Consider the following 23,590-nt stretch of genomic DNA (forward strand, 5'->3'; position numbering starts at 1 on the left):
GGGCCTAGGGCTTGATGTCGCTGAGCCGGACCACGCGCTCCTCGCGAACCTGAACCGGAACCTCCAGGTGACTGCGGCCCACCATCTGGGGCCCATCGACCGAGTAGATCCTCGCTTCGATGCCGAAGTCGCGGAAGGCGGATTCAAGTTCCTGGATGAGGGCTCGCTCCACCTGGGCCTCGGCGTCCACCACCTTGCCGATCAGGCGGCTCCCCAGGCGACCGATGCGCTGGCGGACCACCTCGCGGGCATTGGTCACCTCGATCACCAGCACGAACCCTCTGCAGGTGGGGCCACCCTATCGGCCGCCCTGCTGATGGGGCCGAATCGTGGCCGCCAACAGCCCGGAGAGGGTTGGTGAGGGTCAGGGCCCGAACTCCTGCAGCACATCCTCGAGGTCTTGCAGCTGGCCGGCGGGCACCAGTCGGGCCAGCGGCAGGCGGCCACTGCCGCCGCCGATCGACACCTGAACGGCCTCAAGCGCCTGACGGGCACAGATCACAGGTCCCAGCTCAAGCCGCGCGGCGCATTCCCCTGCCAGTTCTTCGGCCAGGCCCGCATCCCCCAGGTAGAGGTGCCAGCTGGCCACCTGGACGTAGAGCCGATCGGCGAGGGCGTTGCGCAGATCGAGCAACTGGTCAGCACTGAGGGTCATGGGGCGACGGCCGGGCTTGTCGTCAAGATGGTGGCCCCTGGGCGGGCTGGGGCCTCAGGTTCAGCACCAGGGCCAGGTGCGTCGCCAGCACCGCGCCCCAGCCGAGGGTCAGCAGATTCAGATGGGACCAGGGATGTCTCAGGCCCTGAACCACCCAAAGGCCGCTGTTCAGAGCGGCGAACAAGGCGGCGTGCAGGGTGAAGTTCACGATCCGCTCAAAGTGGCGGTAGGTGGGGTCGGCAGGATCGGCGGGGCCGTACCAGCGGATCGGCATGGGTGGGATCCGCCTGGCGGATGGGGCATGGACACTGATTGTGCCGCCCGTGAGGCGGGGCTCCCCTGGACGACTCCTGCGGACGGCGCCAGTGGCGCGCGGAGTTGACGGATGGGCCCCCCTTGCGTCAAGAATGGCCTTGCAGGCGCTTGTAGCTCAGCGGATTAGAGCATCTGACTACGGATCAGAGGGTCGGGAGTTCGAATCTCTCCAGGCGCGCTTGTCTCACCGCCCCCCGGGGCGGTTTTTTATGGCCGTTCGCGCTCCGGGGTTCCGGCCCGCTGGCGATCTGGCCCCCAGGAGAGTGATCCCCGGGGCGGATTTCTTACGATCATGTGACGACGGTGGCAGCACAACCATGGCGAATTCCTCGCGCACGGCCCTCAATCAGTCGTTGGCCCACGCCGACCCCGCCATCGCGGCCCTGATCGGCAAGGAGCGTCACCGCCAGCAGAGTCATCTCGAGCTCATCGCCAGCGAGAACTTCACCTCCCAGGCGGTGATGGAGGCCCAGGGCTCGGTGCTCACCAACAAGTACGCCGAGGGCCTGCCCCACAAGCGCTACTACGGCGGCTGTGAGCACGTCGATGCAATCGAGGATCTGGCGATCGAACGGGCCAAGCAGTTGTTCGGCGCCGCCTGGGCCAACGTGCAACCCCACAGCGGTGCCCAGGCCAACTTCGCCGTCTTCCTGGCCCTGCTCCAACCGGGCGACACCATTCTGGGAATGGATCTCTCCCACGGCGGCCATCTCACCCATGGTTCGCCCGTGAACGTGTCGGGCAAGTGGTTCAAGGCGATTCACTACGGCGTCGACCCCACAACCGAGCAAATCAACGTCGACACCGTGCGCCAACTGGCCCTGGAGCACAGGCCAAAACTCATTGTCTGCGGTTATTCGGCCTACCCGCGCACGATCGACTTCGCCGCCTTCCGTGCCATCGCCGATGAGGTGGGTGCTTACCTGCTCGCAGACATGGCCCACATCGCCGGTCTGGTGGCCACGGGTGACCACCCGAGCCCGATCCCCCACTGCCACGTGGTCACCACCACCACCCACAAGACCCTGCGGGGTCCCCGCGGTGGTCTCATCCTCACGGGCGATGCGGATTTCGGTAAGCAGTTCGACAAGGCCGTCTTCCCCGGCAGCCAGGGCGGCCCCCTGGAGCATGTGGTCGCCGCCAAGGCGGTGGCTTTCGGAGAGGCCCTGCAGCCCTCCTTCCGCTCCTACAGCGCCCAGGTGGTCGCCAACGCCCAGGCCCTGGCGCGACGGCTGATTGAACGGGGGATCCGCGTGGTCTCCGGCGGCACCGATAACCACCTGGTGTTGCTGGATCTGCGCTCCGTGGGCCTCACGGGTAAGCAGGGCGATGCACTGGTGAGTGACATCAACATCACCGCCAACAAAAACACCGTGCCCTTCGATCCCGAATCCCCGTTTGTCACCAGTGGCCTGCGCCTGGGCAGCGCTGCTCTCACCACCCGTGGCTTTGATGCGGAGGCCTTCATCGAGGTGGCCGATGTGATTGCCGACCGGCTGCAGCACCCCGAGGATCCGGCCATCGAGCTCCGCTGTCGGGAGCGGGTGGCGGCCCTGGCGGCACGGTTCCCCCTCTACGGCGCGGCCCGTGAACTGCAGCCCGTTTGATGGAGAGGCCAGGCTTCCTAAGCTTCTGTTGAGCACCACGAACCCTTCAGGGAACTCCACCGCTCCGCCCGCGTGACGATCACCAGCAACCCTGTTGCCGTCGCGATGGTCACCTTCGTGAGCGCGGCTCTCCTCACTGCCGTGATCGTGCCCTTGGTGCGCCGCTTGGGCTTGCGCTGGGGCCTGATCGACCAGCCCGATGCGCGCAAGCAACACACCACACCGATGGTGCGGCTCGGCGGGGTTGGCATCGTGGCGGGCTTTGCCCTCGCCCTGGCACTGGTGTGGTCCCTGGGCTGGTTCGGGAGCCTGGAGCCTGCCAAGGACCAGTTGATCTGGACCACTCTCGCGGGGTCCCTCTGCTTTTTCGTGATTGGCCTCGGCGACGACCTGTTCGCCCTGCCGCCCCTGCCGCGGCTGGCGGCCCAGGTGGCGGTCGCGATGGCCGTCTGGACTCAGGGGGTGCGCATCGGAGCCCTGGATCTGCCTTTCAACCTGGCGGGAGGGGCGTTTGGGTCGATCGGCCTGCCCGATGGCCTGAGCTTGCTGGCCACGGTGATCTGGCTGGTGGGAATCACCAACGCAATCAATTGGCTTGACGGGCTTGATGGCCTGGCGGCCGGGGTGGGCGGCATCGCCGCCATCGGGCTGATCTCCGTGAGCTTCAGCCTCCACCAAAGCGCCGCCGGGGTGCTGGCGGCGGCCCTGGCGGGGGCCTGCCTGGGGTTCCTTCGTTACAACTTCAACCCCGCCCGCATCTTCATGGGCGACGGGGGCTCCTACTTCCTTGGCTTCGCCCTGGCCTCGATCAGCATCGTCGGGCCCGCCAAGGGGCTCACCACCGTCAGCGTGCTGCTGCCGTTGCTGATCCTCTCGCTGCCCCTGGCCGACATGTCGGCGGTGATCATGGGGCGTCTCAGCGCCGGCCGCTCCCCCTTTTATCCCGACCGCCGCCACCTGCACCACCGGCTCCTGCGGGCGGGCTTCAGCCACCGGCGCACGGTGGTCTTGATCTACGCCTTCACCCAGTGGCTCGCGGCCCTGGCCCTGGTGCTGGCCAACGCCGAGCTGCGTTTTCTCTGGCTGGGCCTGGCCACGGGAGTGCTGATCGGGGTCATTGTCGTCAGTCGTGACCAGATGGCTGCACTCGTGGGCAATGAGCCCGCCGAGGCTCAGCCCGAGGCCGCTTCCCCGGAACGCTCCCCCATGCCCGACCCTGAGAGCTGCGCTGGCAAGGGCTCCTCGGTCGGGATCGATCCGCTTCCCTGATGCGTTCACTCCAGTTGCCGTGACCACCACGCTGCGCGCTTCCGGTACCGAAATCCTCTGCATTGGCACTGAGCTGCTGCTCGGTTCGATCCTGAACGGCAATGCCCGCTGGCTGGCCGAGGAGCTGGCGGCCCTGGGGCTGCCCCACTACCGCCAGACCGTGGTCGGGGACAACCGGGGGCGGCTGATCCAGGCGGTGCAGGAGGCGATGTCCCGCAGTTCACTGCTGATCTGCACGGGAGGGCTGGGGCCCACCCCCGATGACCTCACCACCGAGGCGATTGCCGCAGCGTTCGGCGTCGCGCTGGAGGAGCGTCCGGAGGTGTGGGCCGACATCCAGACCAGGCTCTCAAAGCGGGGCCGGCCGATCGCCGCCAGCAACCGCAAGCAGGCGCTGCTGCCGATCGGGGCCGAGGTGCTGGCGAACCCCACCGGAACGGCGCCGGGGATCCTCTGGAGCCCCAAGCCCGGTTTCACGGTGCTCACCTTCCCCGGTGTGCCCAGTGAGCTGCGCGCCATGTGGGAGCAGACCGCCCGCCCTTGGCTCCGGGAGCGCTCTCTGGAGTTCGGAGGCGCTGGCGGTGTCTTCGCCAGCCGCACCTTGCGCTTTGTGGGTGTCGGTGAATCGAACCTGGCCGAGCGGGTGTCTGATCTGCTGGAGGGTGAGAACCCCACGGTGGCTCCCTATGCCGGCCTGGGGGAGGTGAAGCTGCGCCTCACCGCTCGGGCCGCGTCGGAGCCGGCGGCGGCGGCCTTGCTGGCACCCGTCGAGGCGGAGCTGCGCGCACGCACGGGTGCGCTCTGCTTCGGTGCCGACGACGACAGCTTGGCCTCCGTGGTGTTGGAGCTCCTGCGTCAGCGGGGCGAGACCCTGGCGGTGGCGGAATCCTGCACCGGCGGCGGCCTCGGGGCGGCACTGGCGGCGGTGAGCGGGGCCTCAGATGTGTTTCTTGGCGGCGTGATCGCCTACGCCAATGCCGTGAAACAGCAGGTGCTGGGGGTACCCGGGGAGGTGTTGGACACCCATGGAGCCGTGAGCGATCCGGTGGCCCAGGCCATGGCTGAGGGGGCCCGGCAGCTCACCGGAAGCACCTGGGCGATCGCCGTCACCGGCATCGCCGGCCCGGGGGGCGGCAGCGAGGCCAAACCCGTGGGCCTGGTGCATCTGGCGGTGGCCGGTCCCGATGGTTGCGCCAGCGAAGGGGTGCGCTTCGGTGCGCGCCGAGGCCGCTCGGGCGTCCAGGCGCTCACGGTCGTGGAGGCCCTCGACCGCCTGCGCTGGCGTTTGCTCAAGGGAGACGCGAAGCACCCATGAGGCCATGGGCCCACGGCTGTGCCCCCAAGGTCTGGCCGTGGTGGCTGGGCTGGCGTACGCGCGCTCCAGGCTGTCGATGCGCGCCCGCGGCCAGGTGTTGGCCGACGCCAGGGGCCGCCGCTGCTCCTTTGAAGATGCATTTGAACTGTGCCTCAGCTGGACCTGATCGGCCGACCGGTGCGCTTGGAGCGTCAACCCGGCACGGTGGTGGCCCTTCCTGTGAGGGGGATCACGATTGTTCCCGCCGGGACAGCGTTCCCTTGGTGGTTCGGATGGTGGGGTTGCCCTGACCGGCGGCCCTCCGTCTGTCGGCGCCCCGGCCCCTTCTAGGCTCAGCTTCTGGATGAACCGCAGCAGGAGGACGAGGTGAGCGCCGGCACCCTCTACGACAAGGTCTGGGATCTGCACACCGTGGCGGAGCTGCCCGGCGGCTCCACCCAGCTGTTCATCGGCCTGCATCTCATCCATGAGGTCACCACTCCCCAGGCCTTTGATGGCCTGCGTGACCTGGGGCTTGGGGTACGCCACCCCGAGCGCACCGTCGGCACGGTGGATCACATCGTTCCCACCACCTCCCAGGCCCGACCCTTCGCCGATCCCCTGGCCGAGGCGATGCTCGCCGCCCTTGAGCGCAACTGCGCCGAGTACGGCATCACCCTCCATGGCCTTGGCAGCGGCCGCCAGGGAATCGTGCATGTGATCGCCCCCGAGCTCGGCCTCACCCAGCCGGGCATGACCGTCGCCTGCGGCGATTCTCACACCTCCACCCATGGGGCCTTCGGGGCGATTGCCTTCGGCATCGGCACCAGCCAGGTGCGTGATGTGCTCGCCAGCCAGAGCCTTGCCCTCGGCAAGCTCAAGGTGCGGCGCATCTGGGTGGAGGGGCGCCTGCCGAAGGGCGTCTACGCCAAGGATCTGGTGCTTCACATCATCCGCATCCTCGGGGTCAAGGGGGGTGTGGGCTACGCCTACGAATTTGCGGGCCCTGCGATCGACGCCCTCTCGATGGAGGAGCGCATGACTCTCTGCAACATGGCGATTGAGGGCGGTGCCCGTTGCGGCTACGTCAACCCCGATGCCACCACCTTCACCTACCTCAAGGGCCGCCCCGCCGCCCCTGTGGGCGAGGCCTGGGAGCGGGCTATGCGTTGGTGGAGCACCCTGGCCAGCGGAGCCGATGCGGTCTTCGATGACGAGGTTCGATTTGATGCCAGCGCCCTCTCTCCCACGGTCACCTGGGGGATCACCCCTGGCCAGGGCATCGGTGTGGATGAGACCGTGCCCACCCCCGAGCAGATCGAGCCCAATGAGCGTCCGATTGCCGAGGAGGCTTACCGCTACATGGATCTGGTGCCGGGAGCACCGATCGCCGGGCTACCGGTGGATGTCTGCTTCATCGGCAGTTGCACCAACGGTCGTTTGAGTGATCTCCAGGCCGCTGCTGTGGTGGCCAGGGGACGCCATGTGGCCCCTGGGATCCGGGCCTTCGTGGTGCCGGGCTCCGAGCAGGTGGCGGCTGCCGCCGAGGCCGAGGGCCTCGATGCGGTGTTCAAGGCGGCTGGCTTCGAGTGGCGCGAACCGGGCTGCTCGATGTGTCTGGCGATGAACCCCGACCGGCTGGAGGGCCGCCAGATCAGTGCCAGCTCCAGCAACCGCAATTTCAAGGGACGCCAGGGATCGGTGAGCGGCCGCACCCTGCTGATGAGCCCGGCGATGGTGGCTGCCGCCGCCGTCACCGGCCACGTATCCGATGTGCGCACCCTGCTGGCTTCCTGAGGTCCAACCATGAGTGCTTTCGTCAATTTCCCCGCCGGTGCCATTGAGCGCATCGAGGGCCGGGCCCTGGTGCTGAGTGGCGATGACATCGACACCGACCGCATCATCCCGGCGCGGTTTCTCAAATCCGTGACCTTTGATGGCCTCGGCGAGCAGGTCTTCGCCGACGACCGCCTCGAGCTGAAGGGCACCCATCCCTTCGATCGCCCCGAGCACGGGGGGGCGCGCATCCTTGTGGCCAATCGCAACTTCGGCTGCGGCTCCAGCCGTGAGCATGCCCCCCAGGCGCTGATGCGCTGGGGAATCCGGGCGATCGTCGCCGAGAGCTACGCCGAGATCTTCTTCGGCAACTGCCTGGCCCTGGGGATTCCCTGCTTCACTGCTCCCCACGAGCAGGTGCTGAGCCTGCAGGCGGTGGTGATCTCCGATCCGGCCCGGAGCTTCACCATTGAGGTGGGTGCCGGTCGCCTGCAGGTGGAGGCTGGCGCTGGGGAAACCGCCGCCTTCTGGGATCTGAAGCTGGCGGGCGGTGCCAGGCAGATGCTGCTCAGCGGTCAGTGGGATGCCACTGGACAGTTGCTGGCTCACGACGCGGAGCTGCGCGCCACCGTCGCCCGCTTGCCTTATCTCAACAGCTTCGCTGCTGCCTGAGTTCGGTGCGGCCATCGGACCTTGCGGAGTGGAATCCGCCCGGCCTGGCTTTGTGACGGTTGGGTGATTGGCCATCAGAGTGGAACAAGACAAGCCCGAGGAGGCCTCAGCCATGGCCGCTCCCTTTCCCTGCGCCTGGAACCGCCTGCTGCTGGGGGCCGCGGCCGCCGTCGCTCTGTTCCCAGGGGCGTCCCTGGCGGCCACCGCCTTGCCCTCACCTGAGCCCGGCTCTGTGCCGATCACTGTGCAGCCGTTCAGCGCAACTGCTGCGGGCCAGGCGGCTCCGGCCTCTGCCCTGGCTCCCTGGCCCGCCTGTCGGGGGTGCGATCTGCACGGCGCTGATCTGCGCGGCCTTCACCTGATCGGACTGGATCTGCGCGAGGCTGATCTCCGTGGCGCTGATCTACGGGGCGCCAATTTGGAGGGCGCTGATCTGAGTGGCGCCCGGCTGGCGGGTGCCCGGCTTGAAGACGCCACCTTCACCAATGCCGATTTGGCCGCTGCCGATCTGCGCGGCGCCGACCTGAGCGGGGCGGTGGCGATCCATGCCCTCACCCCCGGAGCGCGCACCGAGGGGATTCGCATCGCCGGCGCCGATCTCTACGGCAGCGATCTGGTGACCGGCGGCCCCGACGATGGCCCCTCGCCCTTGCCTCCCCTCCCTTGATTGATTCAGAAGGGCCTCTCGCCCACATCCGTGCCGGGATGGACGGGCACAAAGGGCACACCCGTACCGGTGAAGCTGAAGTCGTTCAACTTCACCCGCACGCCACCCAGTCTCTCGTAGGGGCTGTAGTAAACGCTGAATTCGTAGGCGCGCCTCTGCCACTTGAGCTCCACATAAGACCCCGTTAGGTCGCCGTAATTGGCTGAGCGTCCGTCCACATTCACGCCGATGCCGCCGCTGAGCACGAGGGGGCCGTAAATCTGCTGACTGAGGCCGACGCCAATGGTGGCCAGATCCACGGCCCGATCGAAGCTGAAGGGGCTCAGGCCGTTGCGCAGGCTGCCGCCGCCGGTGATCGTGAGCTGGGTGTAATCGAGGAAGGGCTTGCTGAAGTGCCCCAGGGTCAAGGTGGGGCCGGCCGAGAGGCTCACCAGGTTCTGGTGCGCCCCGGTGCCGTAATAGGCCATGTTGACGGTCAGGTTGGTGTTGAAGGTGAGCCCGGGCACGATGGCTGTTCCCACATTGCGGTAAGCACCGGTGGCGGTGAGCGGCAGCGGCTTCCCTGTCCAGACCGGTAGGGAACTGTTGATGGCGATCACACCGCTGCCGCGCCAGAGGTCGGTGAAGTTGATGCTCTCAAACTGGTTGCTCTGGAAACTACCCACCCCCAGTCGCCAGATGTAGCTGCTGCTGAGGCGCCCCCAGTTGGGGAGGTTCCCCCGTTGTTCCAGGGAAACGCCATAGGCGGAATAAACATCCTGCTCCCCCAGGGAGCCGTTCCAGGTGCGGTAGCGGTAGGCTCCGAAGACCCGGGCTGTGCTGAGCCCAACCACCGGAAGGGCGATGGACCGGCTCAGGTCGCCCCAGCTGCGGGTGCCGTTGGCGAGATTCTTGGGGTTGAAGGTGGAGATGCTCAAGTTGGCATCGGCGGTGAATCCCAGAACGGGTCCCTTGTACGTGGCAACGAGTCCGAACAGATCGGAGAATTCGGCGGGCTGGCTGCTCGGTTCGGCACCGGCTGATTGGCCTGGGAGGACGTAACTGTCGGTGGTTCCAAGGCGAGCTCTCTGCCAGAGGAACTGGGGCTGAAGTGCGAGTTCTCCCTTGGAGCCGATCTTGATTGGCCTCAGCTGCCTGCCGACGAAGTTGCCGTCCCTGTCCTCACCGTCATTGCCGAGCACCCAGCGGTTCTCCACCTCCTGTTTCTTCTGGATGCGCTGGTTGCGGCTGACCGGGATCGGAATCTGATCCTCAAGAATGAGCCGGTTGCGGTCTGCGCTCAGCAAGATGTCGCCGTTTGGCTCCTGCCGGGCCACAACGTTCTCTGCATCCAGCCAGGCCTGGACAGGGGTGAACGGATCGTTGGTCATGCCGATGCGGTCGGCCTGCCAGCCATCGGGTGTGATCGTGAGCTTGGCGGCCTGGAAGCGCCAACGACCCACCGTCCCACTCACCAGTTTCTTGTTGTCGGCCGTGTTCTGGGTCTGGATCTGGGGAGGTCGAACGCCACCGAAGGAGACCTCGGTGTCCGATGCGGTGAAGAAGCTGTTGCTGCCGGTGCCGAAGCGGCGGCCGGCGGTGACACCTTGGCGCTGGGTGATGGAACCGATGCGCTGGTCGAGCTGCTCGATTGCCCGGGTGCGCGCCGCATTTTGTTCGCTGGGGGTGAGGGGCTTGGTGGCCTGGCCCGAGCCAGGAGCGCTTGGGGCGGTGCTGCTGCCTTGGGCGTTGCGAGGCGGGGAGGGCGCGCCACTGGGGGCAGGCCCCATGGCCACCTGTTCCAGTGCTTCTGCCAGGGTGCGTACCCGCTGGCGATTGCCGCGATCGGGATCCGGGCAGCCCAGGGGAGGGGCCAGCGCCACCTGTAACGGTTCGTTCTGTCCCGAATCACGGCCGAAGCGGTAGCGCAGGCCCAGCAGGTAGGCATTGCTGCCCTCGCTCACACCGCTGTAGAGGCCATAGGCGCCAGAGCGGTGGTGGATGCGTCCCACCACCGACCATTGGGGCGAGACGAGGGCCTCAATCTCGAAGCCCAGATAGTTCAGAAACTGGGTGAAGTTCTCTCGGTAGGTCTTCTCGTAGAGGCTGTTCTCAGACAGCAGGCTGACCCCCTGGACGAAGGCGACGCTGAGCCTGGGCAATAGCCAGGCCCGGATGCCGATCCCCGCAGTCAGTTCTGCGTAGGTCTGGCCCGGGTTCGTGGAGAAGGGCACCGCCTGGTTGAAGCCACCGCCGCGGTCGGGGTTGGCCCTGTGGCCCATCAAGGTGGAATCGAATTCGAGGGCGAAGGGTCCGGCTTTGTAGAGGCGGCGGTTGAGGCCAATCCCCAGCAGGTATTCCGGCCGCATGCGCCCCTGGAAGACGAAGGTCTGGCCAAAGTTGGTGTCGATGGCCTGGCCGGCCCAGAGGGTCGCTGCCCAGGGATAGGGGTGCCAGTTGGGCACCGGAGGCACCTTGGGCGGGCAGGCCATCGGCTGCTCAGGGCCCAGGGGGAGGCTGGGGATGGCCTCCAGATCCAAATCCTGCTTCGACTGCTCCAGATCGAGGTAGCCGTAGACCTCTTCGGCCTCGCCGCGCTGGTCGTTGAGGTTGTAGCGCAGGCGGCTGGCCTGCAGGTATTGGTTGCCGCGCTGGAAGCGCACGGTGCCGCTGGCGTAGAGGGTGCCGCTGATCGCGTCGTACTCGATCCGATCGGCAAGGATGCGCCCCCCCGCCAGGAGGGCGCGTACCTTCCCCGTCGCCACTGCCCGGTTGAGCAGGGTGTCGAGGGACTGTTCGTTGGCAGTCAGTTGGATCTCGGCCGGAAAGGAGCCCGATGATGGGTCCGTGACGGCCACGGAGGGGCTGTTGGTTGGCCCGGCGGCTTTGGGCTGCTCCGCGCTGAGGACGGGTGGCAGAGGAGGCGGTGGCTCCTGGGGCAGTGATCCATCAGCCCCAGGAGCCACCGCGGATACACGGCCTGATGGCGGACTTGGCGTTGAGCCCTGGGCCAGATCGTCGGAAAAGGGGGCGTCTGCGGAATCTCCGCCCAGAGTCTCCGCCCGGACGCCAATGGTGAATCCGACGCAGGCAACGGTTCCCAGCAGGCCCAGAGCCAACCCAGCTGGAAGACGATCGATCACCAAGTCTGCCGAAGCGGGGCTGATCCTCCCATGGGGGTGATGGGCGTCAGGGCGGGCAGGGGTGAGTGATCAGACCGGCCCAGGGTGGCTGCCGAAGGGCCCAACAGCTGAGCCGCTTCGTTCAGTCTTCGAGGTCCTTGCGGCTTGGGGTGCGGCTGGGATCGCTGGCCAAAAAGCCGAACACGAAGATGCCGATGAAGAAGAAGACAACGGAGTAAACCGAAACCTTGAGGGCGAGCATGGTCCGTCCGGCGGGTGACAGGGAGTGACAGGAGCCCGGTGGGCCCGGAACGACCCTGAGGCAGCGGCATCATCCTATGGGTCACCGATGACGATCAACGATGGCGGAGGGCCTCCAGGCGGTGCTTCGCCCTTGGATTGAAACGTTTCGGTCTCGATCCAGCCGGGATCTTCACCCCCACTGGCGGATTCAGCGCCCCGACGGCCTCGGTCCGCTGGCCCTCGACGACCCCTGGGGCTCGAAGCACCGGCCCGACTGGTTCGAGCGGGGCCTGATCATCTGGCCCCGCGGCGGCCAGACGCTTCAACTGGCCCAAACCCTCGTCTGCCCCCAGAGCTGGCGGGCCTGGGGGCAGCTGCGAGCCAGGCTGGCCCTGCGTTGGTGGGCCGAGGCGGCGGAGCTGCGGGCGGATGGGGAGACCGTGCACCGAGGTGATCTCTTCGACACCGCCTGCCGCTGGCCCCTTCCCGAGCGCTGGTGGGCCGGCAAGCCGTTGGAGCTGGAGCTCAGCCTGCGCAGCCCCCTCCATGACGATGGCGCCCTCCTCCTCAGCCGGCTCGAGCTTGAGCCCTGCGAATCGGGCGATCCGCAGGGGGTGCTGCTGGCCCCAACCCTGGAATTATTGACGCTGCGGGATGGGGGCCAACCTTTCGAAGCGCAGCTCTGCGAAGGGCTGGCGGCCCTCGATCCCTCCTCCCCGGTGGCGCCTGTGGCGGCCACTGGGTTGCTGGCTGCACTGGCTGATGACACCGGCCGTCCACCCGTTGTTGTGCCGGGCTTTCACGTGCTCGGGCATGCCCATCTTGATCTCGCCTGGCTTTGGCCGGTGGCTGACACGTGGCTGGCGGCGGAGCGCACCTTCCGCTCCGCCCTGGAGCTGATGGAGCGCCACCCGCAGCTTCATTTCGGCCACTCCACGCCTGCCCTTTACGCCTGGCTGGAGCGGCACCGACCTGACCTGTTCGCCGCCATTCGCTCGGCGATGCGCGCGGGCCGCTGGGAGCCGATCAACGGCCCTTGGGTGGAAAACGACTGCGTGCTGATCAGCACCGCCTCCCTCTTACGGCAGTTCGAGGAGGGTCAGGCCTTCAGCCGCTCTCGGTTCCCCGAGTGGGAGGCCAGCCTGGCCTGGCTTCCCGACAGTTTTGGCTTCGCCGCTGGCCTGCCCGCCGTGGCCGCTGCCACCGGGGTGCGTTGGTTCTGCACCCACAAGCTGGCCTGGAACGCCACCAACCCCTTCCCTCACCGACTCTTTCGCTGGCGCAGCCCCTGCGGCGCTGAGGTGCTCGCCCTGATGACGGCGCCGATCGGCACTGATGGCGACCCGGTGGCGATGGAGCGCTACCGCCAGGAGTGGCGCCGGGGCACCGGTCTGGAAACAGCCCTCTGGCTGCCAGGGGTAGGGGACCACGGCGGCGGGCCCACCGCCGAGATGCTCGAGCAGCTGGAGCTCTGGCAGCGGCAGCCCCTGGCGGCGACCCAGCGCCACGGCAGCCTGCGCACCTACCTGGGGGAGCTCGAGCCCCACCGCGAGCGGCTGCCGATCTGGCGCGATGAGCTCTACCTGGAACTTCACCGGGGCATTGCCACCAGTCGCCCCGATCAGAAGCGCCACAACCGCAGCCTGGAACGGCTGCTGCGGGAAGCTGAGCTGGCGGAGGCACTGTCGGTGTCGAGCTCCATCGCTGGGACCGCCGAAGGCGTAGATCTCACCGACGCCTGGCACACGCTGCTGTTCCAGCAGTTCCACGACATCCTTCCGGGCACGGCCGTGCCGGAGGTGTTTGAGCAGGCCGAGCCCCAGTGGCGCCAGGCCAGGCGCCAGGCGCGACGCCGACGGGATCAGGCCCTCGGGGAGTGGTTGGCACCCTGGCCCCGACCCATGTCGAATGCCTGGTGGTTGGTGCAACTGCAGGCCCTTGATGCCGCGCCGCTCACCGTCCGGCTGCCCCGGGGCGACTGGCGCCGGGCCGATGGATCGCCCCTGCCGCGGCAGCCGGCCAGCTCCGGTGGCGACTGGGTGCAGCTGAGCGGGCCCCGGGGGGTGGCGGCGCTGGTCCTGGAGCGCCGGCCCCTGACCAGCGGCCAGGACGAGCGAGGCGACGTTCCGGCGGCCATCGACGCTCCGGTGATCAGCCGTTCCAGCGGCATGGGGGGGCGCCACTGGCTGGGCAACGGCCTGGTGTCCGCCCAGGTGGGGCCCGATGGGGTGGAGCAACTCTGGAACCAGCGGGGGATGGCCCAGTTGGAGGGGCCGCTGGAGTGGCGCCGCTGGGGCGATCGGGGTGCCTTCTGGGACGCCTGGGATCTGGCCGATGACTACCGCGCCCATCCCTTGCCGCTGCACTGGGATGGCCCCCCGGAGCCCCTGGAGCAGGGGCCTCTCTGTGCGGGTTTCCGCTGGCGGGGGCGCTGCGGCACCAGTGCCCTGCGGCTGGAGCTGCGCTTGCGGGCCGGTTGCCCCTGGGTGGAGTTGATCCTGGCGGTGGACTGGCGCCAGACCCATGAGTTGCTACGCCTGGAGGTGCCCCTGGCCCAGCGGGCCGTGCGCTGGGCATCAGATACCAGTGGTGGCCTGATCGAGCGGCCCGCCGAGGCCCATACGGCCCGTGAGCGCAGTCGCTGGGAGCTGCCGGCGATCAGCTGGCTCGCAAGCCAGTCCGTCGATGCGGGCGGTCTGGCGCTGCTGCTCGATGGTCCCCAGGGGGTGTCGGCCACGGCGGAGCGGCTGGGGGTGTCGCTGCTGCGGGGGCCCACCTGGCCCGACCCGGGCGCCGATCGGGGCCATCAGCGGTTGCGACTGGCGCTGCTGCCGCTGGTGGCGGGCTGGCGCGCGGGGGCGGTGCCGCAGCAGGCGGTGCGATTCCGTGCACCGATCTGGCTGAGGCCTGCCCCTGGACCGGCCGGCTCGGTTGCTTCAGCGGACTCGGCACAAGCGTTGAAAGGAACTCAACGGTCAGAGTCGCCGTCCGCTCCGTGGGAAGGCTTGCATCTGGGCCATCCCGATCTGCAGTTGCTGGGGCTCAAGCAGGAGACCGCTCCGGAGAAGGAGCCGGTGCTGCTGCTCAGCGTTCAGAATCTGGGCCCCTGCCGCCGCTGGCTGCAGTTGCCTCGGGGCTGGAGGGTGCTGGAGCGGATGGGGCCGGCCGGCGATGGGTCCCTGGTGCGCCCCTGGCAGTTGGCCCGTTGGCGGATCTGCTGCGAGGGCTCACGCTGATCGCCCCAGAGCGCCTGCGCCACGCTCAGTCGTCGTGGTCGTCGAAGGGATCGGTGAGGCCCTTTGAGGGCGGGCCGAAGGCTGTGTAGAGACCGAATCCGGTGAGGCCGAGCAGCACCGCCAGAACGGCGAGGGCGATCGGAATGGCAGGGGAACTTTCCATGGCTGGGGTCGGGTTCAAGGGAGCGGGCAGCGGGGTGGCGTTCCGTCACAAGTCCCGGCAGCGACCACCCCCCCGGTGGCATGACCCTTACAGTACCCAGATAGATCCCCTGACAGAGAGGACAGAACCTCTATGGCCCAACGCACTCGCCTGGGAGATCTCCTCCGCCCCTTGAATTCCGAGTACGGCAAGGTCGTGCCCGGCTGGGGAACCACCCCAGTCATGGGTGTGTTCATGCTCCTGTTCTTCGTCTTTCTGCTCGTGATCCTGCAGGTGTACAACAAGTCGCTGCTGCTCGACGGCATCACTGTGAACTGGAACCCCCTGGGCTGACGCCCGGCCCTTCACCCCATGAACATCTTCGGGATCGGCCTGCCGGAATTGGCGGTGATCGCCGCCATCGGGCTGTTGGTGTTCGGTCCCAAGCGCCTGCCCGAGCTGGGCAAGACCCTGGGACGCACCTTGAGGGGTTTCCAGTCGGCCTCAAGTGAATTCGAACAGGAGTTCCGCCGCGCCATCGACACTGAGACCGTTTCAGCGGTTTCTCTGTCTGCAGAAACCCTTGCCGCCGAAACGCTTGCCCTTGCTGAGGAGACGGCTGCCGCCGATGCCCTAAGTGAAGGTCCAGCCATGAACGCTTCGGAAACGGATGCGCCCTTTGCGGATGGCCTCCGGCCAGGACCTCGAGCTCAAGAGCTCTCCAGTGCGCCACCGGCGAGCGCTGATTTCCGTCCCAACCATACGTCTGGATCCGATGATGTCAGTGTCGCCTCGAGGGAGGGATCCGCTCCCAGCCCAGGGAACTGATGGTTCCTGGGCTTTTCTGCCCCGCTGGACACGCCGCCGCCGGCGGGTTCCATCCCTTCCGAGCCTCGACTGCTGGCGTGCTGTTGCCGGGTGACCCCGGTGCGGCGCTGAGTGTCCCATTCGCCCATGGCACCCGTGCCCCTTGCGCCGCTCCAGCTGCTCGTTGGACTCGGTAACCCTGGCTCCGACTACGAAGCCACCCGCCACAACGTCGGGTTCATGGCGCTTGAGCGGTTGGCGGCCCAGGCCGGGGTGCGCTTTCGCACCCAGGCCAAGCTCCATGGCCAGTTGGCTGATCTGCCCCAGGGCTCCGCTCGCCTGCGGTTGCTGATGCCCCAGACCTACATGAACGAGAGCGGTCGCTCGATCCGGGCCGCCCTCGACTGGTTCCACCTTCGGCCCAGCCAGGTGCTGTTGATCGTCGATGACATGGACCTCCCCCTGGGGCGCCTGCGCCTGCGGGCCTCCGGTGGCGCCGGGGGCCATAACGGTCTGCGCAGCGCCATCGCCCACCTCGGCACCCAGGACTTTCCGCGTCTTCGCATCGGCATCGGCGCCCCGGCCCTTAATCCCGAAGAACGCCGGGCGCGCACCGTCTCCCATGTGCTCGGTCGCTTCACAGCCGCTGAGCAGCCGCTGGTGGGCGCCGTGCTCGAAGAGGTGCTGGTGGGGCTGACGTTGATGCAGCGCCTGGGGCTGGAGCGGGCGGCCACCCGCCTGAACAGTTATCAGGGGGCGGCGAGTGGCAATCTGAGACAGGAGTCGCCCCCACCGCGCTGAGCCGTCTTCCCACCACCACTGCGGAGCTTCGTGTGCTGCACCAGAGCTTCAGCCGCCGGCTGCTCGAGGGGGAGGTCAGCGCCGGTGGCTTCCACTGGACTTTCAGCTGGGCCTTCGATCGCGGGGAGCTCAGCGTCGAGCCCTCCCTGGGGCGGGCCTTGATCCAGGACGCCCTGTTGCGTTTCCTGCTGCAGGCGGACTACCAGCTTGAGCCTGGGGGCGATTACGCCTTCACCGTGCGGGCTCGCTTCTAACGGAGCCGCTCCAGCGGGCGACCCAAATGACGCTCCAGCAGCAGTTGGGCCGCCACGTCGTCCCAGTCCCGGGGCGGTAGGCGCAGACCCTCCGGCAGCAGGCGCCGCCAGCCGCGGGGCGGTTCCAGTTGCCAAAAGCGTTGGCGTGCCGCCTGGGTGCTCCCCCGCTCATCGATCAGGATCACGGGCGCCAGGGCACCCAGCCGCTGCCTCCAGGCGCCACTGCCGGTGCCGTTGCCCAGCAGCACCGCCGCCAGTGGATCCTCGGCCTGCCAGTGCTGCAGCCGCTGCCAGCACTCCTCCGGTGAAACCACCAGAGCCTCGATCACCCGCCGCCGGAGGGGATCGCTGCGCACCAGACCGCACTTGCAGCGGCCGGGGTCGAGCGCGGCAAGCGGCCCGGCTGTGGCCATGGCCAGGGGCGCCGTTGCTGCCGGGTTCATGGCCGCGGGCCGCTGCGCGTGGTTGTGGCGGGGCCGTTGATCCAGCGCAGTTCGACGGTGATCGGATCGGCGATGTCGCTGTCTCGGACCGAAACCGTTTCCAGGCGAACGGCCTGGCCCGGCGGCCGCGCGCTCAGTTCATTCCCCAGGCGGTTGAAGCTGGCCGCGTCGAACTGGACCCCATCGGCGAGGGAGCCCTGACCCTGGGCCCGGGTGAAGGTGGCGGCCATCAGCAGATTCAAACGGCTGCGCACCTGCTCGGGGCTGCGCTGGTCGTCCTCAAGCAGCGTGGAGGCCATGACCTCGCCGCGGCGCATCACCTGGCGGTTGGGGCGGACATCCGGGAAGGCCAGCACCTGTTTTTCTCCCAGGAGCACATTCGCGACGGAGATGATGCTGACCACCCAGGATCCACCCTTGGTGATCACCCCCTGCAGCCGAGTGATTTCACTGCGCGGCACCAGCAGGATCTGGCGGTTGGCCGTTTGACCGGGTAGCACGCGCTGGTAGGCCACCAGGTTCGCCTGCCGCAGCAGTGCCTCGATCACGGCCGTGGCCTGGGAGGGCTTCTCCAGGTTGATCTTGGCGGTGGCCAAGGGCTGACCGCTGCTGATCACGACGTCGCCGCGGCGCAGGTCGACGAGCTTGGTCTCCAGCCGTTTGAGTTCCTGGGCACCGGACGCGATGCGTTGGTTCACGCGCGCCAGTTCAGCCTCATTGCGTCGGATGTCGGCGTCCTTGGCGGCGATGTCACGGCTGAGCAGATCGCGCTGGCGCTCGAGTTTGAGCCGTTGCTGTTGCAGCGGGCGCAGTTCGCTGCGCAGCTTCAGGGCGCGTTGATCGGCTTTGCCGAGTTGTTGTTGGGCCTGGTTGAGTCCTTGTTCCGCCCTCTGGGTTGCGTGCTGGGCCCTCTGAATCTCCGCTTGGCTGCGGGTGAGATCCGTGCGGCTGTCCCGCAGCTTGCGCTCCAACTGATCGAGCTGGAACAGGCCCACCCGCAAGCGTTCGCTGACCAGAAGCATCAGCCCCAACGAGACTGCGCTGATCAAACTGCCCGTGAGCACTGTGATCAGCACCGCCGTCTTGCGGGGGCGCAGGTTGAACAGGCTCAGCCGCGCCTTGCCCACGCGGCTGCCAAGGCGGTCACCGAGGGTCGAGAGCACTCCGCCAAGCACCAGCAGAGCCAGGATCAGCAGCCAGCCGGACACGGAAGCAAGCGGAGGTTCTCAGTATCCATCCGAATCAACCCCGCCTGAGGACTGAGGTCGGGGGTGCTGGAACTGGGGGTGGCTCAGCTGAACTTCTTGGCCAGGGCGACCGGATCGAACACGGTGATTTTTTTGCGATCGATCTGCAGCAGACCAGCGTTGCGCAGGTCCCCTAGCAGACGCGTGATCGTGACACGCGTGGAGCCGATCGCTTCGGCGATGGCCTGGTGCGAGAGGCGCAGATCGATGGTGATGCCCTCAGGGCCGGGCACCCCGAAATCGCGGCAGAGCACCAGCAGAAAGCTCACCAGCCGCGAGGACATGTCGCGGTGGGTGAGGGTTTCGATCATCGTCTCCGTCTGCAGGATGCGCGAGGAGAGGCCCTGGAGCATCAACAGCCCGACGGTGGCATCCGCCTCGATCGCCCGGCGCACGGAGGTCGCCGGCGCCGCGACCATCTCCACCCGCGTGAAGGCCACGGCGTGATAAAAGCGGTCGGAGCGCTGGCCGGTGAGCAGGGACAGCACCCCGAACAAGCTGTTCTCACGCAACAGGGCGACGGTGATCTCTTCGCCCGACTCGTAGACCCGTGAGAGGCGCACGGCCCCGCGCCGCAACAGATAGACGCGCTCGGCAGGATCGCCGGGAAAGAAGATCGTTTTGCTGCGTTCCACCGTTTCCACGGTGCTGCCGCTGAGTCCCTTGATCACCTCCAGCAAGGTGGGGGGCGGAGTGGAACCGGCGGCACCCGTGGAGGCCAGGCCGCTTGTTCCCGACGAAGGGCTACTGCTGTAGCGGCTGAACCCGCGGGTGGCGCCGACCATCAAGGCGGTGCAATTGGTCGGAAGCTACGGATCGAACCTAGCCATCCCTGTAGCCATTGACACCATTCGTCAGGGGAGGGCCACAGGCGCCCTGTCCGCCGGCGCGGACCGTCGCGCTAGGGATGGTGTGCAGGAGCCTTGTCGAGCCGGTCGACACCGCTACATTCAGGTTCCGACCCCTGGTTTCAACCGCCTCAGTCCGGCCCTGTTTCGCCTGTCCATCCAGGGGGCCTGCCCCCTCCTTGTGCGCCCGCCACGGCGCCTGAGCCGACTCCCACCCCGTTCCTTTTCCTGTGCCGATGACCGCCAGCCTGCGCAAACCCGGCCTCGACCACGGCGCCCCCCGCCCCCGGCCCAACCTGCGCCTGGTGAGCCAGCAGGAGGGATTGCTGCAGATCCACACGGCCCCCTTCCGTGGCAGCTTCGATGGCGTGTTCAGCCAGGCGCTGCGCACCGCCGGCCTGGGCAGCCGGGTGTTGATCAGCCAGTTCCTCAAGGGCGGGGTGGAGCAGGGCCTGGAGCGCAGTCTCTGGCTCTGTGGTCGCCTGCAATGGTTGCGCCCCGATGTGGCTGGCTGTCTGGAGCACCCCCCCGCCAGTGAGCAGGAGCGCCTGGCGGTGCAGGAGATCTGGGCCTTCAGTCGGGAGCAGCTGCTGGCTGGTTCGGTCGGGCTGATGGTTCTCGATGAGCTGGGCTTGGCCGTCGATCTGGGCTATCTCGAGGCCGACGAGGTCAGTGAGACCTTGGAGCGGCGTCCTTCGCATCTGGATGTCATCCTCACCGGGCCGTCGATGCCGCCGCCGCTGATGGCCATGGCCGACCAGGTCACCCAGTTGCGTCGGGGGAGCTGATGCTCAAGTGCGACCGCTGGATCAATGAACAGGCCGCGGCCGGCCTGCTGGAGCCGTTCCAGCCCACCTTGGTCCGCCATCTCGACCCGGAAAACCGGACGGCTCCGGTGCTCAGCTACGGATGTTCGTCCTACGGCTACGACCTGCGGCTCTCGCCGAAGGAGTTCCTGATCTTCCGCCACGTGCCCGGCACGGTGATGAACCCCAAGCGGTTCAATCCCGCCAACCTCGAACCCGCCGCCCTGCACCAGGATGAAGACGGGTCGTTTTACATCCTGCCGGCTCACTCCTACGGGCTGGGTGTGGCCCTGGAGAAGATGAAGGTGCCGGCCAACATCACTGTGATCTGTCTCGGCAAGAGCACCTACGCCCGCCTGGGGATCATCGTCAACACCACCCCCGCCGAGGCCAGCTGGGAGGGTCACCTCACCCTTGAATTCAGCAATTCCTCCGGCGCCGATTGCCGCATCTACGCCAATGAGGGGATCTGCCAGCTGCTGTTCTTCGAGGGGGATCCCTGCGAAACCACCTACAACGACCGCGCCGGCAAGTATCAACACCAGCCGGAACGGGTGACCCTGGCGAAAGTCTGAGCGCCCGGGGGCTGGCCCGCTGAGGAGGACTTCGGCTTCCCGTGGCCCTGGGGCCGTTCGCTGGCCCCGGTCTTGACCCTGATCCATGGTCGGAACTGGGCTGTGGTTCCCCCCTAGAGGCTCCGGTGGCCGCCAATCTGGCCCCAGCCCGTCGGCCAAGGGAGAAGTGAAGTGGGCCCTCACCTGGTCGCTATCAACCGTGCCGTCCGGTGCCTGCGCCGATGGACCAGCCCCGGTGAGCTCCGCTTCGATGCAGGCGTCCTGCGGTTGGTGACCAAGGATGAGCTCCCTGTCCGTCCGCTTTGGCGGCGGCTTTTCGATCGGAAGGCCTGGGTTCGGCGGCGGGCTCATGGACTCTGGGCCGTCGCCCCTGTCGCGGCAGCACTGCCGCTGCTGGCCGGCAGTGGTTCGGCGCCCGCCGCCGTGCCCCTGTCAGTGGAGTACCCGGTCACCCGGGTGGCGGCGAAGGTGCTCTCCGTGGTTGATGGAGACAGCTTGATAGTGGCTGCCCAGGGCAAGCGGCTCAAGGTGAGGCTGGCCTGCATCGATGCCCCTGAGCTCAGTCAAGCCCCCTGGGGGATCAGCTCGCGCGCGGGCTTGCGAGCCCTGTTGCCCCCAGGCAGCGCGATCCTGCTCACCCCCCTGGGGACGGACCGCTCTGGGAGAACGGTGGCCAAGGTGCTCAGCGAAAGAGGCAACATCGGTTGGCTGTTGGTGCGGGGCGGCCAGGCCCTTGTCTACCGCCAGAACCTGCACCGCTGCGACCGGGCCGGTTTCCTCGCCACTGAACAAAAAGCCCAGCGCCAGCGCCTGGGGCTCTGGGGCCAACCGCCGCTGCCGCTGGCCACCTGGGAGAGGCGCTGGTGTCGGCGCCAGGGGGGCGGTTGCTGAGCACGGGGTTGGCCGTCCACGCCGCTCAGGGCGCCAGCCGCGCTTTGTGCAGACGGGTCTTCTCGTACCAGGCGCCAATCTGGGGCGCCCAGGCCATGAAATGGGGCCAGAGCAGGTCGCAGAGCTGGCGGATCTCGTCCTGGGCATCGAGCTTGGCCCGCAGGTCCATGAAGTGGAGGAAGGCCCGCAGGCTGAAGCTCACCACGAAGTGTTGGCGGTAGTCGAAGGGCAGGATCCCGCGGGCGTGCTCCTCGGCAAAACCTGCATCGAGCAGGTCGCGGTAGCGCTCGGCGGCGGCGCGGCAGAGGTCCAGGTCCTTGGCGCGCTCCTCAGCGGTGTAGGCATACTTCTTGCCCTGGCGGTCGCTGTAGTTGCCGACGGGGCGCAGGTAGACGACCTCTTCGAGCTCCAGTTCGCCGTTGGCGGCACGGCGGATCCGATCGCCTGTGTAACGCATCGACTGCACATCGAAGCTCACCCCCACCCGGTGGGTGCGCGCCTGCTGCATCACCGAGTGGGGAAACCAGCCGACGTTGAGCACGATCTGGCCGTGCTCCAGCGGGCCGTAGTGACCGCGCTCGCCCGCCAGCAGACGTTTGACGCAGATCTCACCGGCTTTGGTCTCGTCAGGCCATTGGGCCCGATCGGCCGCCACGAACTCCTCGGAGTAATCCTGGTGCATCGCCGCGTAGACGCACTGCTGGGGGTTGGGGGTGGCGGCGATCAGCTCGACCCGGAAACGGTTCATGGGGGCGGTGGGGCAGGCAATGCCGGCCGCACCCTAGGGCCGTTGATGCGGGGCGCTTCAGCCGTGGCTGCGGGGGCCGGCCAGGGCTGCCGCCGCTCCCTGGGCAATGGGGCTGGTGCTGCCGATGCCGGCCAGGCGGGGCAATGGGGTCTCGGCGATCAGTGCCCCGGCGAGGGCCTCGAGTTCGCTGCGGCTCCGGGCGCCCAGGGAGCGGCCGATCGCTTGCCCCTGGCCATCAAACAGCTCCAGCTGCGGAATGCCGTTGACCTCATAGCGCTCCAACTCCCCCTGCCAGCGGGGGTTGTCCACGTTGAGCAGCACCACGTCAAGTTCACGGTGGTGTTGATCCTCGATCACTTCCATGGCTGGAGCCATCGCCCGGCAGGCCTCGCACCAATCGGCGTAGAACTCCACGAGGGTGGGCCGGCCATCGCTCAGGGCCACGGGTAGATCGAGCGACTGTCGGGCCAGGCGCTCCAGGGGGGCCTCCCGGCGCAATCCCCCCTGGAACAGGAACACCAGCACGGCCAGGAGGACGGCCACCACCGCCAGCAGAAAGCGCTCCCGTTGACCCAGGGCAGCGGCGGCAGGGGAAGGGGAAGGGGAAGGCTCGCCGGTCACGCTTGAGCGCTGGATAGAGGTCGGACCACTCTGGCAGCGCTAAGGTGGTCCCTATGGGTTGATCCGCGTGAAACGCCGCCTCACCCTTCATTTCCCCCGCGAAGCGGTGCACCAGCCGATCACCTATCGGTTGGCGGTCGATTTCGACATCGCCGCGAAGATCCTGCGCGCCCAGGTGGCTCCGAACCAGAGCGGCACCATGGTGGTGGAGCTCTCCGGAGACATTGATGAGCTCGATGCGGCCGAACTCTGGCTGGAGAGCCTGGGCCTGGGCTTGAACCGTGCCCCTGGCGAGATCCGCATCGATGCATCCCGCTGCGTCGATTGCGGCATCTGCACCAGCCTGTGCCCCAGCGGCGCCCTCAGCAGTTTTGCCCCGAGCTGGCGCCTGCAGTTCGATGCCCAGCGCTGCCTGGTGTGCGAGCAGTGCATTCCCAGTTGTCCGCTGGAGGCCATTGCCCTGGTGCTGGACCAGCCGCCAGTCGCCGATACGGTGCCATCGGTGGCTCGGTTGCCCTGACTCCCCTGAATCCATGACCCCTGCCTGCCCTGAGAATCCCCCGGCGTGAGAA

General features: G+C 67.7%; 25 protein-coding genes, 1 tRNA gene and 1 pseudogene. 16 read left to right on the plus strand and 11 right to left on the minus strand.

Annotated elements, in window-relative coordinates:
• Positions 1–4 precede the first annotated feature (4 nt).
• From KBY88_RS07410 to KBY88_RS07420, 3 genes are all read right to left on the minus strand, one after another.
• The gene (locus KBY88_RS07410; RefSeq protein ID WP_254939281.1) at positions 5–274 is read right to left on the minus strand and encodes a cytochrome-c oxidase; all 270 of its coding nucleotides are present in this window, start codon (positions 272–274) and stop codon (positions 5–7) included.
• A gap of 90 nt (positions 275–364) precedes the next feature.
• Positions 365–655: a DUF3181 family protein gene (locus KBY88_RS07415; RefSeq protein WP_254939282.1), complete on the minus strand. Its 291-nt coding sequence runs from the start codon at positions 653–655 to the stop codon at positions 365–367.
• A 22-nt stretch (positions 656–677) separates the two neighbouring features.
• On the minus strand, positions 678–929 hold the full coding sequence (locus KBY88_RS07420) for a 2TM domain-containing protein (RefSeq protein WP_254939283.1): 252 nt from the start codon (positions 927–929) through the stop codon (positions 678–680).
• A gap of 145 nt (positions 930–1,074) precedes the next feature.
• On the opposite strand from KBY88_RS07420, the gene KBY88_RS07425 reads away from it, so the two are divergent.
• The 7 genes from KBY88_RS07425 (at position 1,075) to KBY88_RS07455 (ending at position 8,255) form a co-directional block, all read left to right on the plus strand.
• Positions 1,075–1,148 (plus strand) — tRNA-Arg (locus tag KBY88_RS07425).
• A 139-nt stretch (positions 1,149–1,287) separates the two neighbouring features.
• Complete coding sequence (gene glyA / locus KBY88_RS07430; protein WP_254939284.1) at positions 1,288–2,577, plus strand: serine hydroxymethyltransferase; 1,290 nt, start codon at positions 1,288–1,290, stop codon at positions 2,575–2,577.
• Between the two features lie 72 nt (positions 2,578–2,649).
• The gene (locus KBY88_RS07435) at positions 2,650–3,846 is read left to right on the plus strand and encodes a glycosyltransferase family 4 protein (protein WP_254939285.1); all 1,197 of its coding nucleotides are present in this window, start codon (positions 2,650–2,652) and stop codon (positions 3,844–3,846) included.
• Between the two features lie 19 nt (positions 3,847–3,865).
• Positions 3,866–5,161, plus strand: a complete 1,296-nt coding sequence (locus KBY88_RS07440; protein ID WP_254939286.1) for a competence/damage-inducible protein A — start codon at positions 3,866–3,868, stop codon at positions 5,159–5,161.
• Positions 5,162–5,527: 366 nt separating this feature from the next.
• Positions 5,528–6,937 carry a 3-isopropylmalate dehydratase large subunit gene (leuC, locus tag KBY88_RS07445; RefSeq protein WP_254939287.1) on the plus strand — a complete coding sequence of 470 codons (1,410 nt, stop codon included), beginning with the start codon at positions 5,528–5,530 and terminating at the stop codon, positions 6,935–6,937.
• A 9-nt stretch (positions 6,938–6,946) separates the two neighbouring features.
• On the plus strand, positions 6,947–7,588 hold the full coding sequence (locus KBY88_RS07450) for a 3-isopropylmalate dehydratase small subunit (protein WP_254939288.1): 642 nt from the start codon (positions 6,947–6,949) through the stop codon (positions 7,586–7,588).
• 112 nt (positions 7,589–7,700) lie between these two features.
• Positions 7,701–8,255: a pentapeptide repeat-containing protein gene (locus tag KBY88_RS07455; protein WP_254939289.1), complete on the plus strand. Its 555-nt coding sequence runs from the start codon at positions 7,701–7,703 to the stop codon at positions 8,253–8,255.
• A gap of 5 nt (positions 8,256–8,260) precedes the next feature.
• On the opposite strand, the gene KBY88_RS16170 is transcribed toward KBY88_RS07455, so the two are convergent.
• Positions 8,261–11,092, minus strand: coding sequence for a DUF3769 domain-containing protein (locus KBY88_RS16170; protein ID WP_254939290.1), 2,832 nt, complete (start codon positions 11,090–11,092; stop codon positions 8,261–8,263).
• A gap of 406 nt (positions 11,093–11,498) precedes the next feature.
• Positions 11,499–11,618 carry a photosystem II reaction center protein I gene (locus KBY88_RS07465; protein ID WP_254939291.1) on the minus strand — a complete coding sequence of 40 codons (120 nt, stop codon included), beginning with the start codon at positions 11,616–11,618 and terminating at the stop codon, positions 11,499–11,501.
• A gap of 100 nt (positions 11,619–11,718) precedes the next feature.
• On the opposite strand from KBY88_RS07465, the gene KBY88_RS07470 reads away from it, so the two are divergent.
• Positions 11,719–14,835 carry an alpha-mannosidase gene (locus KBY88_RS07470; RefSeq protein WP_254939292.1) on the plus strand — a complete coding sequence of 1,039 codons (3,117 nt, stop codon included), beginning with the start codon at positions 11,719–11,721 and terminating at the stop codon, positions 14,833–14,835.
• Positions 14,836–14,860: 25 nt separating this feature from the next.
• On the opposite strand, the gene psbN is transcribed toward KBY88_RS07470, so the two are convergent.
• Positions 14,861–14,998: a photosystem II reaction center protein PsbN gene (psbN, locus tag KBY88_RS07475; protein ID WP_254939293.1), complete on the minus strand. Its 138-nt coding sequence runs from the start codon at positions 14,996–14,998 to the stop codon at positions 14,861–14,863.
• A gap of 132 nt (positions 14,999–15,130) precedes the next feature.
• On the opposite strand from psbN, the gene psbH reads away from it, so the two are divergent.
• The 4 genes and pseudogenes from psbH (at position 15,131) to KBY88_RS07495 (ending at position 16,839) form a co-directional block, all read left to right on the plus strand.
• On the plus strand, positions 15,131–15,331 hold the full coding sequence (gene psbH / locus KBY88_RS07480; RefSeq protein WP_254939294.1) for a photosystem II reaction center phosphoprotein PsbH: 201 nt from the start codon (positions 15,131–15,133) through the stop codon (positions 15,329–15,331).
• Positions 15,332–15,349: 18 nt separating this feature from the next.
• Positions 15,350–15,523 (plus strand): annotated as a pseudogene (locus tag KBY88_RS16175) (TatA/E family twin arginine-targeting protein translocase); the annotation flags it as partial.
• Between the two features lie 408 nt (positions 15,524–15,931).
• On the plus strand, positions 15,932–16,585 hold the full coding sequence (gene pth, locus KBY88_RS07490) for an aminoacyl-tRNA hydrolase (protein WP_254939296.1): 654 nt from the start codon (positions 15,932–15,934) through the stop codon (positions 16,583–16,585).
• The gene (locus tag KBY88_RS07495) at positions 16,582–16,839 is read left to right on the plus strand and encodes a DUF3146 family protein (RefSeq protein WP_254939351.1); all 258 of its coding nucleotides are present in this window, start codon (positions 16,582–16,584) and stop codon (positions 16,837–16,839) included. Before pth ends, KBY88_RS07495 begins: the two co-directional genes overlap by 4 nt.
• Here KBY88_RS07495 and KBY88_RS07500 read toward each other — a convergent pair.
• From KBY88_RS07500 to ntcA, 3 genes are all read right to left on the minus strand, one after another.
• Complete coding sequence (locus KBY88_RS07500) at positions 16,836–17,252, minus strand: RuvC family protein (RefSeq protein ID WP_254939297.1); 417 nt, start codon at positions 17,250–17,252, stop codon at positions 16,836–16,838. The two genes, KBY88_RS07495 and KBY88_RS07500, sit on opposite strands and share 4 nt — an antisense overlap.
• A 26-nt stretch (positions 17,253–17,278) precedes the next feature.
• Positions 17,279–18,490 (minus strand): DUF3084 family protein, encoded by a 1,212-nt coding sequence (locus tag KBY88_RS07505; protein WP_254939298.1) that lies wholly within the window; start codon positions 18,488–18,490, stop codon positions 17,279–17,281.
• Positions 18,491–18,573: 83 nt separating this feature from the next.
• Positions 18,574–19,314: a global nitrogen regulator NtcA gene (gene ntcA, locus KBY88_RS07510; RefSeq protein WP_254939299.1), complete on the minus strand. Its 741-nt coding sequence runs from the start codon at positions 19,312–19,314 to the stop codon at positions 18,574–18,576.
• A 299-nt stretch (positions 19,315–19,613) separates the two neighbouring features.
• Between ntcA and KBY88_RS07515 the strand changes: the two genes are divergently transcribed.
• The 3 genes from KBY88_RS07515 to KBY88_RS07525 all read left to right on the plus strand — a co-directional run bounded on the left by KBY88_RS07515 (position 19,614) and on the right by KBY88_RS07525 (position 21,649).
• Positions 19,614–20,165 carry a cob(I)yrinic acid a,c-diamide adenosyltransferase gene (locus tag KBY88_RS07515; RefSeq protein WP_254939300.1) on the plus strand — a complete coding sequence of 184 codons (552 nt, stop codon included), beginning with the start codon at positions 19,614–19,616 and terminating at the stop codon, positions 20,163–20,165.
• The gene (dcd, locus tag KBY88_RS07520; RefSeq protein ID WP_254939301.1) at positions 20,165–20,758 is read left to right on the plus strand and encodes a dCTP deaminase; all 594 of its coding nucleotides are present in this window, start codon (positions 20,165–20,167) and stop codon (positions 20,756–20,758) included. Before KBY88_RS07515 ends, dcd begins: the two co-directional genes overlap by 1 nt.
• A gap of 423 nt (positions 20,759–21,181) precedes the next feature.
• Complete coding sequence (locus KBY88_RS07525) at positions 21,182–21,649, plus strand: thermonuclease family protein (protein WP_254939302.1); 468 nt, start codon at positions 21,182–21,184, stop codon at positions 21,647–21,649.
• A gap of 25 nt (positions 21,650–21,674) precedes the next feature.
• On the opposite strand, the gene thyX is transcribed toward KBY88_RS07525, so the two are convergent.
• Together thyX and KBY88_RS07535 are read right to left on the minus strand one after the other, a co-directional pair.
• The gene (thyX, locus tag KBY88_RS07530) at positions 21,675–22,397 is read right to left on the minus strand and encodes an FAD-dependent thymidylate synthase (RefSeq protein ID WP_254939303.1); all 723 of its coding nucleotides are present in this window, start codon (positions 22,395–22,397) and stop codon (positions 21,675–21,677) included.
• Between the two features lie 57 nt (positions 22,398–22,454).
• A complete protein-coding gene (locus tag KBY88_RS07535) occupies positions 22,455–23,018 on the minus strand; it encodes a thioredoxin domain-containing protein (protein WP_254939304.1) in 564 nt (187 codons plus the stop codon).
• Between the two features lie 67 nt (positions 23,019–23,085).
• On the opposite strand from KBY88_RS07535, the gene KBY88_RS07540 reads away from it, so the two are divergent.
• On the plus strand, positions 23,086–23,538 hold the full coding sequence (locus tag KBY88_RS07540; protein WP_254939305.1) for an NIL domain-containing protein: 453 nt from the start codon (positions 23,086–23,088) through the stop codon (positions 23,536–23,538).
• The last annotated feature ends 52 nt before the right edge of the window (positions 23,539–23,590 follow it).

The organism is Cyanobium sp. Morenito 9A2, assembly GCF_024345575.1.
Classification (GTDB): Bacteria; Cyanobacteriota; Cyanobacteriia; order PCC-6307; family Cyanobiaceae; genus ATX-6F1.